Raw genomic sequence first — 12244 nt, 5'->3', positions numbered from 1 at the left:
ACATACAGTTTCGGTTTATCATGATGGATACTTCCCAACGTCTAAGAAAATAGACATAACCTCTTCAATGACTTTGAATTTTAATCTGTTGAAGGAGCCATCAAAGGTAAGCTCTAACATGACCCGTAATGCAACGACTGCAATAGGATACAATGTTACGGTATCTGACGTCCTGGACGAAAAAGGATTCGTGGCAGTAAATTTCACAGCCACAAAGAATGGAACCTTGTTAGTTTCTATACCATATAACGACATGAAAAATGCTACGATATCAGAAGTACTGAACAGTTCCATATATATAAATGGTGTTAAGGACAAGAATTTCAGCATAACAATAACATCAAACTATACTGTGATTCTCAAAGTATACAATCTCAGTGGTGATCCTACCCTTTACTGGACATATAGCCCAGCAGCCGTTCTGCCAACTGCACCACCTCCTCCATTTAGACTCTCAATTCTTGAAGAGGGTATTATTATTGGAGCCATAGTTGCAGTAGTAGCTCTTGTTGGTGTGATAATTGTCAGGAAAAAGAATAGGTGATAAAACTATGTGACAGAAAGCATGGTTAGTTTGACAACACCCTAATATTATTTTTTGAACTTAATAATTTATGATAAATATTTAAAAATTAATATTATTAAGAGCATTTTAAAAATTACACCACGGGGAAGTTCTTAAAATATTTGGTTAATTTATTATTTATTGAATAAATGTACGTTTATCCCAATAATTCATCCACATCATAAATTCAATGGCTTTCTTGTATATTGAATTCTAAAAAGTAAATTCATTCTCAGTGGAAGAAACATCCAGTGCACTGATATATTTTAATAACTAAAGACCAGCCTGTTGAATGTATTCTACAACGCTTCTTATACCCTCATTCAGGGAGGTATAATCCTTTATTAGAGGGTTTGATGCTAAAAGTTCTTCAGCCTCGTCCAGTATATATGGCTGGTGCTTTACTTTGAGGTCATTTCCCGTAATTGTCTTTACTATGTCAATCAGGTCATTTACGGATGTTTTAACTCCAGTACCGATTTGGTAATCACCCGGTTTAATTTTCCTGTCCAGTATAAGACCGATTACTTTTTTCATATCTCCAATGTAGAAATAGTCTCTTTTATGGTTTCCATCTCCATATACTATGGCTTCCTCTTTGTTTAATGCTGCTTTTGTGAAAAGAAAAACAGCGCCTTTCTGGCTACCAGGACCATATATATTGAAAAATTTCAAGATATATGAACGGGTATGGTATAGTTCCCTGTATAAATTAATCCACTCTTCTGACTGAACTTTTGAAAGAGAATAAGGATTTGTGGGTTTAGCTATGGAGCCTGATGTGAGGAAGACAAAATCTGAATTGTCCCTTCTGGCCTTTTCAAGAAACTTAAGTGTCAGTGAAAGATCGTCTTCGAAATACTCATAGGGCATTTCTATGGACTTCCGGATCAATCCCCTTGCTGCCATATGTATTATCAAATCAAATTTCTCCGATGGAAACGTGTCACCAATATCATACCCCTTTACCTCATAACTGTTTTTTGTAGATAGATTTGAAAAAATACTTGAGTGAAGTACCACCTTTGAAAATCAAGTCGTTAGTGAAAACATAATATATTTCACGAAGAAGTAAAATGAGCAAATAATCCCTTTCTAATTGTCTAATATCTCTGAATTTACTGGAGAATTCCATCAAATCATGTTCATCTATCATCACAAGCCCTCCTGCAATAGTTTTGAATTAATGTTTTGTGTTCGCAACAGTACCGCAACTCTTTTTACAATTACCTTTTTTTCATTCTTAAGGCAAAATTTACAAGCAAATCTACATTGATCATTTTTCTGTGTAGTGCTTCCACAAATGCCTCTTCGACGTATGAAAATGGAGGTGATCTAAGGTATAAGGAATCTATGATCGCTTTTTCTATGGTAGCAACATATGCATTGCCTATTTTCTTATAGCCGAAGAAATGGTCTTTTTGAATCTTTATGAATTCCAGTGCATAGTTTTCTATTGTGATAGACCTATGTCGTTTTAGTGTTATGACGGTATACTTAATAATAAACTGATCTGTAACTGAATGGAATTGAAATGCTGCAAATGTACTTATGTAGGATGGAAATACAACCTGTGAGGCTATTTCATAGATATTTATTCCATGACCATCATTAATATAATACTTTCCTCTCTCACTATGCCGCTTATATGCGGTTGGGTAAATAAAAAATGTTATGATGATAATGGGCTGGAATGTGCCTTCTAGGTACCGTCATGCATATAAGTAAACTGCTACATACGCCATGAATTCTCCAATACCTCGTATTTTAAGGGAGATCTTCCAACAAAAATAATTATTCATCTAACGGGATATAATCACCATAGCTCTCTCAATCCTTTTGACTTTTTTGTTATTTGAAAGAAGCTTTGATACATAGTTTTTTGGTTTATTCATTATCCTTGATGCGTCGTTTATAGTAAATACAACTTTACCGTGTAACGCTAATTCATCAAGGACTTCCTGCATCTTAATCCGGGTCATAACTTATATATATCAACCAATATTATATTTTTATGTAACGGTATTACCAAAATTGTGGTTATATTGTGTCTAATTTTATATTCTATTTGGATCACTCTGACATGCTTTACTGACCGAAACATTAAAAGTTCTCACTTTTGCGTAGTTTTTGCCTTTACCCTCGGTTATATTTAAAATCATTATACAAGATTAAATTGTAAAAAGTAAATTCAGTCTCAGAGAAAGACACAGTTCAAATCCTACTCTATCCATTCTCTTATTCTTTGAATTACTATCACTAATAGGTATTTAACATATCTGTATTTACAGATAGTTATCAGTGAATATATTTATAAACTATCATAAAATACAGATATAATGAGGAATGAAGAATTAGGGCCAGTTTATCAATTTATTCTTGAAGAACTTAAAATTCCATTAGATTCGGAGATAGAAAGAGAATATTCCATACGTATTGGTGAGAGAGAATTACACATAGACCTTGTAATTAAGTCAAAAAATACCCTTACTTTAATTGAAATCGCATCTAGAATAAATGAAGATATTATATACAGAATATACGCACTCTCTCATTTAATTAATAAGAAAATGGCTGGAGGAAAAACACTTCAGTTAGTGTGTGCAGGGAAATCAATGAAGTATAGTACAAATGAACTTGCCGACAGGCTTGGTGTGACTATGATTCTTATTCCTCCAAAGTTATACAATTACTTATCTCCAACAGTTGCCATAACTGAAGAAAATTCTCGTTTAAAGCGCTTAACGGGAACCCAATCAAGGATCACCTCTGAAAAGGCATGGAGAGTTATCTGCTCATTAATGAGCGATAAGTCCCCCAGTATCCTTGCCATTTCCAAAAAAACTGGTGTTTCATACGGCTGGGTAAATACCATAATTCATGAGCTTAAAAATTCTGGAATAATAACTACTGACTATATCTTAAGAATCAAAGACTTGGACAAACTTCTAAACGTAGTTTCGTGGGAAAGAGCCCTTGATGGTCTGCTTGTGGAGACAATAAACACAAATTTCCATACAGGAACCCAGTGTGTAACTGAAGTCGCCATGAATCTTAACAGACTTGGAATAGATTATGCTTTCACAGCCCATTCGTCAGCCATTTCATATGGATCTTCTATAATGAGGGAAGATACTGTATATATCTATCTTCCTAACCCATCTGACAGAGCGTTCATTCGAACCTATTCTGAAAAAGAAGCAGGTGGTTGTCGCTTGAAGGTATACGTGCCAGATAGAAACGTCATGAAGTCTTCGAAGGTTTTCAATAGTATACGAGTTGTAGATATTTGCCAGAATATACTGGACCTCACAGGATTGGGAATGGATGGAAGGATAGCCGCAAAGGACCTGGTGGGCAACATTGGCAAATGAAAAATCCAGTGAAACTAATCTGGCCAGTGATTCTTTTGAAGAACTCAGGTACATCTTTAACTGGAGTCTTAGAAATAGTGGCTATAGAACTGGTGATATAATTCTCATTGGAGGATAGGCAGTTCACTCAGTTAACCCCTGGAAATATTCGCTCGATATCGATTTGATCGCGACTACTCGTTTTAAAGACTCATTGAAAGAACATCTATACTCCACCAGGCATTATAGTAAAGAAAAAGATCCTGAAGGAAACACACTCTTTTTAAAGAGTTTAGATTCTGGTGAAATTTATCTAGATTTTCTTCCAAAAAAAGATCGATTCCACGGAACAGGCAAAATACGCAATTTAGAAGAAATAGAATATGAAACTAAGACAACTAATATTTCCTATTCCTTTGAGTCCAGCTTTCAAGTCATTGTTCCGGAGATCGCAATGCTCTTATTACTAAAATTGAAGGCGGCATGGGACAGATACTATGATTTATCTTCTGAAACTACTCTGAATAAAGACCACTTAAATGAGAAGTTTATCAAGGATTGCGGTGATATTCTTGCATTGCTTCAGAGCCGGTCATTTCAATTTGCCCGATTTGATTTGTTATCTCTAATCATATCCAAGTTTGATTTCCTAAGAGGATTCATGGAAGAGGGAATTATAGAGGAAAACTCATCGCTGGATCGTGTCTCTTATAAGGATGGCAAAGAACTCATAGAAAAACTACTGTCTCTTATCTGACAAACCATCTTTCCAGATTGAGTTTTTCCGCTAGATTGTTGTGTCCTCATCTATTTAACGTGAATTTTACATTCTTTTGAATGAGATGATACATGCATTGTCCGTCCACTATAGATAAAAGCCTGTTTATGCTTTACTCAACCAAAGTTTTTTTCTTCATTCCTCACAGTTCGAAGGGTTGTGCAAGAACTTATTACTAAGTCTTAAGGGCACTGGCAATTACCGAGCTACCTCTTTAAGGTATGAACGCTCCATTTGCACAGATCACTGTTTACGTGCAATCAGTATATACCACTATCTTCATAATTCCTTACTGGAATCAACCGCGTATAGAGTATTTTACGGAAACAATCGCCATAATTCCATTTATAAGGACTTATTCTAGTGACTCACTTCTAATTTAATGTTTAATCAAACAATAGATAATTGCAATTCATTTATTCCCTAGGAATCCGAGCCTTAACATGATATAGCCTGGAAAGTTAATCTCCGTTTCCGTGCCTTGTATAAAAAGTCATAGCATCAGTACTTTCCTGTTTAAATGCATTCAGATACTGATTTAAAAAATTATTAACAAATTTGGATACATCTCCATGGCTCTCCATTATATTTTTGTATATTTCATCTTTTACATATATTTCAGGCATTATATGTTAAGCATAAATATGATATATAAAATTTGTGAATATCTGATACGTCAATAAACGTGTAATTATGTATTATTGATCTCAATTTTTCTCATTCATATACATTTTAATGAAATTTTTGACTGCCGGATTATTGAATTTAAGTATATTATACAGGATGTGCCGTATTTTTGCATTATCACCGATACCCTGCAATGCTTTAAGCCCCTTATCATAATTATCAGTTCCCAACAGGCATGCTTTGCAGGCAATGCATATATCTCTCAGTTCCCCTTCCGTCATCTCTATTATTTTATCAATAAAGTCCAGAGACTCAGATACCCATCCAATGTCCAGGTAGCTATCTATAACTTGCTCTGGAAATTCAGCAAGAAAATCATCATCTACCATATTTTTTATGGCTTCTATGGCATATTTGGTAGAGGCTTCAGGTTCATTCATTAGAAGATAAACAGTCCAAAGAGCAATAAATAGTTCAGGAATATTATTTTTGCCTTCCAGACTATTTAATACTCTCAGGGATTCTGTATAATTTCCAAGAAAAATCATCTCAATGGCATATTCTATGGCATAGAAAATTGAGTGTGGATTCTGGGTATAAAGTCCTTTTATTATAAGAATTGCATTCTTGTGGTCACCTGTAAGGGAAAGGGCATAAAATTTATTATATACAAATCCTTCACTGTCAGGATATTTTTTTATTAACTTATCAACCTTTTTTAGTACTTCTGAATATTTTTCTGCCTCATTTAAAAATGTGATATATCTTAAATTGGCGTATAAATTATTGTTTGCTAATAAGAAATAATTATAAATTTTTTCGGATCTGTCAAATCGGTTCTCCAGCAGGTATATACGTGCCAGATTGTCCAGAAAACCAATATTGTTTGGATACATTTTATAAAATCTCTCCGCTATTTTCTTTGCATCCACTATTCTTCCGGAAACGTACAGGCAGTTAGTGAGTTGCAATATATATTCCTCATCAAAAGTATTCAAATACGCATTGCTTAAAGATTTTATGTAGGATTCAACATTTCCCGTAGATTTGGCTATAGAAATAAGAACATTATTCGCAGTTATATTATCACTTTGCATTTTAATCGCAAGATTAGCCTCTTCCCCTGCTGATGCAAAATTACCCATTTTCAAGTGGAGGTCAGCCAGAGATGCATGTGAATCTGCATCCTCTGGATTAAGTTTTATTGCCTCATAATAGGTTTCGATGGCATCGCTTAAAAATCCCATATTCATTAAGGCAGTTGCCTTATTGCTGTAAGCCGGAAAATAAGAATGGTCATATTTGAGCGACTTGTCAGCGGCCTGTATTGCTTCATCATTGCGGCCGAGATTGAGTAGGCACTGGCTTTCGAGGCAATAAATAACTGATAAATTTGGATCCATCGTTTCCATTGCCTGGAGCTCCTTCAGTGCACCATGATAGTTTTTCATTTCAACCAGAAGGTTTACCTTAACAGAACGGTACTGCAGATTTGAGGGGTCTGATGCAATAGCCATGTCTATCTGGTTCATCGCCGCTGAATAATCGTTTTTATCCATAGAATTGATTGCTTTTTCTATTACTCCGGGAAAAAATGAAGCATGACACCTATTAGGCATAACTAAAATAATACACTATATTTACCACCTTAAAATATGAAAAAAGCATAAACACCAAGATTGAAGTTAAATAAAAATAAAATAATGTTAAAAATATTACAAATTATTTTTCTCCAATGGCCTCTTCCTTTATATGATCCTGTTCCGTGCCTATAATATCCATATCCGATGCATGTTTCTTATAAATAAGAACCACAGTTAACACGATTCCAACCAATACCGCAGCTATTATTGAATATGGGGCCACGTTTCCAGGAAATGGAGGTATAGGAACAAATTCTCCATATATGGCAAAAGCATAAACAACGGTCGCCAGTAGAGGGCCAAGAGCCAGGGGCAGTAGTCCCTTCATTTTAAGTTTCAATGTTTTCTTTCCATATATGGGTAGGGAGAAGTTCGCCAGTATGTGTACTATATACAAGGCAACACCATTTACCGCTGTTATTATTGCAGCGCCCTCAAATGGGCCGAAAATAAGTCCTCCCACCAGTGTCATGGCAACTATAACAACCCATTCTATCAGGATTATTTTATTTGGGGAACCAAATTTCTTGTGCACTGTTGCAAGGGATTTAGGAAATACAATTCCATCTCTGGCAAGGGCAAAACCTTCCCTGCTGAATGCATTTCCTTCGGCAATTCCATTGGATAGGAAACTGTTAAGTGTAACGATGATAAATATAATCATGACTATAGGACCAAAGTAATTATCTACAACAGTGAATCCTGGATCAGTGGCACTTGAAAATGATGCTATCTTATTTATACCCCATCCCGCAACCATTGCGTATGAAACAAGAACATATACAACGGCCGTGATTAGCATACCCACAACTATTGATTTCTTTACAGTTTTTTTGGGTTCATGTAATTCCTCTGAAAGTGTAATTACCGAACCTATCCCCACGAATCCTAATATTGAGTAGACTGTAGCCAGGCCAAGATTGCCGAAAGAATTTCCATGTGGAGTAAATGGTATCAGGGTGTTATGTGAACCAAGCCTGATAATAATAGCTAGGGAGATAATTATTAAAGTAGTTACTTCAATTAGGCCTCCAATAATGGTATATTTAAGAGATGGCTTTAATCCTCTATATAGAAGTACAAGGATAAGTACTAATGGTATAAAAGCCAGGGGAATCCAGCCAAATGGGTTTGACGCCAGCTGTGGAATTAGCGGCCAGAGAACACCGGCAAAGAATAACACTGCGAAACCTGCAAGAGCACCCAGTATATTAACAAAATAAAGCCATCCAGAGAATATCCCCCATTTTGGGCCAAGGCCAGCACGGACATATGCATAATATCCTCCAGCGTGAGAAATCTTACCAGAGAAAACGTAATTCATGTACATTGCAGAACTGACACCTATAAGCGCCAGAAGGAATACAAAGGTTGTAGAGGCCCCTACGTAGAGAGTTTCTTCCACAAGAAAGGAAGCGGCCGTAGCAGCAGGTGCAACATAGGATATGGCCTGGAATGTTCCTGACCAGAGTCCCCCTTCGTTCTTTCTTAGCATATCTACCATCTGGTTCTCACCACCTTTGAGAATATCTCCATACCTGTGTTAAGAAGCTCCTGATCTATGTTAAGGGCCGCCATAAACCGGAACGTATCGCCATAGTGCCCACATGTATGCATAACTAATCCATTTTTAATAAGTCCTAACTTATATTTTTCCATTGATTTAGAGTCCATGGGCTTTCCGTCATAACCCAGCTCTATACCTATCATAAATCCTTTTCCCCGTACCTGGGCTATGGTATCGCTTTCAATTTCAGTAAACTGTTTCAGCAATTTGTTCCCTCTTGAAACAACACTATCAATAACTGCCGGTGTCCTCTTGATCACCTCAGTTCCCGCAGCAAGAGCTAGAGGATTAGCCCTATATGTTCCCAGATGAAACGGACTGGGGAGTACATCGTCATAGTCTTCCCGATAATACACAAGGGACATTGGGATTCCCCCACCTACTGATTTTCCAACACAAACTATATCTGGTTTTATATCTTCATGCTCAAATGCCCAGATTTTTCCAGTACGTCCCATTCCGGTTTGAACTTCGTCCACTATCATTATAATATTGTTTTCATCGCACAGTTTCCTCAGAGATTTCAAAAATCCATGTGGAGGAACTACATAACCACCTTCCCCAAGAATAGGTTCCACAAGAAGAGAATCTACAGAATTTTGGGCTATAGCAATTTTTATTTGGTCTATGACATCTTCCACAGAATGATTTTCCCATAAAATACCGGGATATGGCACTCTTACTACCTTGAATCCTGGACTATTGTTTCCAGTTTTGTATTTCTTCTCATATGTGGCTGATATAATGCCTCCGGATACACCGTGATAGGCACCTTCAAATACTATAGTTGAAGCGTCTTTTCCTGAGACAGTGTGTGCAATATTTACCGCTGTTTCGCATGCATCTGCTCCACTTATTCCAAAAATAGTTTTATATTGCTGCATGTTCTGTGGAAATGAACTCCTCAGTGCCTTGAGGAAGTTAATCCTGGCCTCCGTAGGTATTTCCAATGCGTGCCATGTACTTTCCAGTTCCAATTTCACAGCATCTCTTATGAAATTAGCGTATCCAAGATTTAAAACAGATATTCCAGTCATCCAATCAATAAACAGATTTCCATCAAGATCTTCTATAACAGAATCTCGGATAGATTTAATGGCAAAGGGAAAACTTCTCGGATAACTAATTGACGAGGTTTCATATTTACCCTGTTCATACAGTGCGTCCTGGCTTCGCGGTCCCGGTATTGGTGTTTCTATATGAGGTACATGGACTTTGTTCATATTCATCATAAAAATACATACTACTAACTGAATATAATATTTTTGATAATTGTTTTATTAATTGATTTATTAGAAATATTTTGATGAAACTAAGTATTAATTCGAATAATATTCTAATATTACATGTTTTCATAATATTTATTACCTTTAATATGATATTATTATATGGATAAAATAGATTTAAAAATTTTAGGAATGCTGCACAAACAATCAAATACCCCACTAAGAAAAATTGGTATTATGACGGGATTGAATAGTCCATCAGCAGTAAGTAGAAGAATAGAGGCAATGAAAAGGCTTAATATTATAAAGAATAATATAGCAATAATAGACTATAAAATCCTAGGGCTGGATTTTTATACTATTACTTTTGTAAGGGCAAAATACGGAAAAGAATATTACAAGGATTTGGGGAAAAAACTGATGGATCTTCCTGGTGTGGTAAGTGTAGATTTCCTTTTAGGCGATATTGATTTTGTCCTTTATACAATCAGCAGAAATAGTGATGAATACCAAAAATTAATGGATACCTTATCTACCATGGATGGAATTGAAAGAACGGATTCCCATATAGTACTGCAGAACTTCAGCAGATCGAATTATGGTAATGTAAACTTATAAGTTGCTATTATGATTCTTTCATTAATCTATACACACAAATAAAAGTTTAGTGATTAATCTCCGTTTCCGTGTGTTCTGTAATGTTCTATTACATCATTTCCATCAGTTTTGAATGCATCAACGTACTGGTTTAGTACCATGTTTACAAACTTGGTAACATCTTCATGGCTATTCGATATGTTTTTATATATCTCGTCTTTTACATATATTTCAGGCATAAATGTTAAACATTATCATCCTATATATAATTTGTGAATTCTGTATACGTTAATTAACGTATAGTGTTCAATTATTTGTTGTCATATTTCTCATATAGCTATAAATTAATGAAATTTTTGATTAAAAAATAAATAATTATAATGTGGAAAACCATATATAGTGCGTATTCTCATTTCTTCCAATTTGTTGATAAGCATTAATTTAGTAGTTATTATCATAAAACGTCGAACTACGTGGCTTCGTATTAATGTTGATATCCTTTTATTTTGTATCTTGGAACTATATCTAAATTAAATGTCCATCAACTTTTACAGTATCTGTGACGATCCAAAGAACATTGCTGGAAAATGAAATGCATAAATCGTCACTTGCCTAAGTGTCCATAGTTTCCTGGACAGTTGGTCATAATTTAACTATCACCGATTTTTAAGATTTTCGAATGAGAAATCTCTTTCATACGAGAATATATTGAAGTGGTCGAAAGATTTATCATTTCTATCGTTATAATGACTTACCTGCTGGTAGACGGAAGTGAAAATGGTCGATAATCTATTGCTTCATGTATGCCTGCATCTATAAAACTAAATGATTCGGCAGAAGAGGCAGAGTACATAAACAACGAGAGAGATATGATACCTTAGAATTCTGCAAGCAACATGTGAAATGAGAAATTCCTTCCTTAAGATGTAGGTGATGTCATTATAGATAATGGGATAACTCATTTATTACATTCATGAGAAAGGATATCAAATAGTCATCCAGATGTAAGGGCTTCAATCTCATAGAAAGAATATGGAAATGAATACTATGAAAAATAATAATATTATTGAAATTGTTTTTTGTCTTCGAGCTAATATATCAACTGGGAGAGGTACAGAGAACTATGTCCTTAACTTAGTTAAATATAAGCCAGAAGATATCAATGTCCTTATTCTGGATACTGATTTTACTCCAGTGCAAAGACTTAGCAACGTATATGTTCAAAACACTATTAGTCCGATTAAAAGAATAACAATACATAGAACTAATTTTGCCAATATTGATAATATTTTTTTAAGAATGTACAGGTTAATAATATCTAACCCTATTAGAAAAGACATTAAACGTTTAAAAAAAACAGAGTATGATACATATAATCGGATAAGAAGAGCAGATGTGGCTTATCTTTTCGCCAATGAATATTCTATATTATTTCGGGGAAGAAATATTCCCGTTATAGGCAGCAATCATAGCGATGAGTTAACTATGTTTCACCCAAAATCCTTCGCATCTAAATTATATAGTAGATTTTACATATATCTGAATTTTAGAAATATTAATGGAATGCATATATTCCCAAAACAGAAATGGTTATTGCCTATTTTGGAAAAGAAATATGGTATGAAAAATAATTTTATTTTGCCAATAGGTGTAGATACTAATTTATTCAATCCAGATTATGCTCTGCATAATAGAAAATTAAAATTTCTTTTTGTAGCTGCATTGAACTATTCAAAGGGGTTGGATATAATATTGCCGTTAATAGAAAGATTTGACAATGAGAATATAGAGTTTCATGTCGCCGGTGGCGGATCCTTAGAAGATATGGTCAGTAGCAATAAAAAAATAATTTATCATGGAATACTAAGTAACAACGGGGGATCCTCAG

At 35.0% G+C, this 12244-nt stretch carries 12 protein-coding genes and 1 pseudogene; 6 read left to right on the top strand and 7 right to left on the bottom strand.

Translation table 11 applies throughout. From position 1 onward, the window contains the following. A partial coding sequence (locus tag AMDU4_RS04680; protein ID WP_290704215.1) for a hypothetical protein occupies positions 1 to 544 on the top strand: 544 nt, incomplete at its 5' end. A gap of 294 nt (positions 545 to 838) precedes the next feature. Here the strand turns inward: AMDU4_RS04680 and AMDU4_RS04675 are convergent. Together AMDU4_RS04675 and AMDU4_RS04670 are read right to left on the bottom strand one after the other, a co-directional pair. After that, positions 839 to 1588 carry an NAD-dependent epimerase/dehydratase family protein gene (locus tag AMDU4_RS04675; protein ID WP_021786828.1) on the bottom strand — a complete coding sequence of 250 codons (750 nt, stop codon included), beginning with the start codon at positions 1586 to 1588 and terminating at the stop codon, positions 839 to 841. Between the two features lie 779 nt (positions 1589 to 2367). After that, positions 2368 to 2547, bottom strand: a complete 180-nt coding sequence (locus AMDU4_RS04670; RefSeq protein ID WP_290704212.1) for a hypothetical protein — start codon at positions 2545 to 2547, stop codon at positions 2368 to 2370. Positions 2548 to 2904: 357 nt separating this feature from the next. On the opposite strand from AMDU4_RS04670, the gene AMDU4_RS04665 reads away from it, so the two are divergent. The 3 genes from AMDU4_RS04665 to AMDU4_RS04655 all read left to right on the top strand — a co-directional run bounded on the left by AMDU4_RS04665 (position 2905) and on the right by AMDU4_RS04655 (position 4675). After that, positions 2905 to 3939, top strand: a complete 1035-nt coding sequence (locus AMDU4_RS04665) for a helix-turn-helix domain-containing protein (protein ID WP_021786825.1) — start codon at positions 2905 to 2907, stop codon at positions 3937 to 3939. Next, positions 3929 to 4057: a hypothetical protein gene (locus AMDU4_RS04660; protein ID WP_290704209.1), complete on the top strand. Its 129-nt coding sequence runs from the start codon at positions 3929 to 3931 to the stop codon at positions 4055 to 4057. The genes AMDU4_RS04665 and AMDU4_RS04660 overlap by 11 nt, the downstream gene beginning before the upstream one ends. Before the next feature lie 75 nt (positions 4058 to 4132). Then, a complete protein-coding gene (locus AMDU4_RS04655; RefSeq protein ID WP_290704207.1) occupies positions 4133 to 4675 on the top strand; it encodes a hypothetical protein in 543 nt (180 codons plus the stop codon). Between the two features lie 482 nt (positions 4676 to 5157). Here the strand turns inward: AMDU4_RS04655 and AMDU4_RS04650 are convergent, their stop codons facing one another. The 4 genes from AMDU4_RS04650 to AMDU4_RS04635 all read right to left on the bottom strand — a co-directional run bounded on the left by AMDU4_RS04650 (position 5158) and on the right by AMDU4_RS04635 (position 9765). Then, positions 5158 to 5322 (bottom strand): hypothetical protein, encoded by a 165-nt coding sequence (locus AMDU4_RS04650; RefSeq protein WP_021786823.1) that lies wholly within the window; start codon positions 5320 to 5322, stop codon positions 5158 to 5160. A gap of 81 nt (positions 5323 to 5403) precedes the next feature. Next, a complete protein-coding gene (locus tag AMDU4_RS04645) occupies positions 5404 to 6942 on the bottom strand; it encodes a tetratricopeptide repeat protein (protein WP_021786822.1) in 1539 nt (512 codons plus the stop codon). A 103-nt stretch (positions 6943 to 7045) separates the two neighbouring features. Next, positions 7046 to 8470, bottom strand: coding sequence for an APC family permease (locus AMDU4_RS04640; RefSeq protein WP_021786821.1), 1425 nt, complete (start codon positions 8468 to 8470; stop codon positions 7046 to 7048). Next, the gene (locus AMDU4_RS04635; RefSeq protein ID WP_021786820.1) at positions 8464 to 9765 is read right to left on the bottom strand and encodes an aspartate aminotransferase family protein; all 1302 of its coding nucleotides are present in this window, start codon (positions 9763 to 9765) and stop codon (positions 8464 to 8466) included. The genes AMDU4_RS04640 and AMDU4_RS04635 overlap by 7 nt, the downstream gene beginning before the upstream one ends. Positions 9766 to 9921: 156 nt before the next feature. Here AMDU4_RS04635 and AMDU4_RS04630 point away from each other — a divergent pair, with 156 nt between their 5' ends. After that, on the top strand, positions 9922 to 10377 hold the full coding sequence (locus tag AMDU4_RS04630; protein ID WP_021786819.1) for an Lrp/AsnC family transcriptional regulator: 456 nt from the start codon (positions 9922 to 9924) through the stop codon (positions 10375 to 10377). Positions 10378 to 10430: 53 nt separating this feature from the next. Here the strand turns inward: AMDU4_RS04630 and AMDU4_RS04625 are convergent, their stop codons facing one another. Further along, on the bottom strand, positions 10431 to 10595 hold the full coding sequence (locus AMDU4_RS04625; protein ID WP_021786818.1) for a hypothetical protein: 165 nt from the start codon (positions 10593 to 10595) through the stop codon (positions 10431 to 10433). A gap of 808 nt (positions 10596 to 11403) precedes the next feature. Between AMDU4_RS04625 and AMDU4_RS04620 the strand changes: the two are divergent. Beyond that, positions 11404 to 12244: pseudogene (locus AMDU4_RS04620) on the top strand (hypothetical protein); the annotation flags it as partial.

Source organism: Ferroplasma sp. Type II, from assembly GCF_000496155.1.
The sequence above is the reverse complement of the archived record's forward strand: the minus strand, read 5'-3'. Positions and strand labels throughout refer to the sequence as shown.

Excerpts from the sequence above, each read along its gene's own strand:
- AMDU4_RS04670 (WP_290704212.1), bottom strand. The coding sequence starts at position 2,547 with ATGACCCGGATTAAGATGCAGGAAGTCCTTGATGAATTAGCGTTACAC.
- AMDU4_RS04665 (WP_021786825.1), top strand. The coding sequence starts at position 2,905 with ATGAGGAATGAAGAATTAGGGCCAGTTTATCAATTTATTCTTGAAGAA.
- AMDU4_RS04650 (WP_021786823.1), bottom strand. The coding sequence starts at position 5,322 with ATGCCTGAAATATATGTAAAAGATGAAATATACAAAAATATAATGGAG.
- AMDU4_RS04645 (WP_021786822.1), bottom strand. The coding sequence starts at position 6,942 with ATGCCTAATAGGTGTCATGCTTCATTTTTTCCCGGAGTAATAGAAAAA.
- AMDU4_RS04640 (WP_021786821.1), bottom strand. The coding sequence starts at position 8,470 with ATGGTAGATATGCTAAGAAAGAACGAAGGGGGACTCTGGTCAGGAACA.
- AMDU4_RS04635 (WP_021786820.1), bottom strand. The coding sequence starts at position 9,765 with ATGATGAATATGAACAAAGTCCATGTACCTCATATAGAAACACCAATA.
- AMDU4_RS04630 (WP_021786819.1), top strand. The coding sequence starts at position 9,922 with ATGGATAAAATAGATTTAAAAATTTTAGGAATGCTGCACAAACAATCA.
- AMDU4_RS04625 (WP_021786818.1), bottom strand. The coding sequence starts at position 10,595 with ATGCCTGAAATATATGTAAAAGACGAGATATATAAAAACATATCGAAT.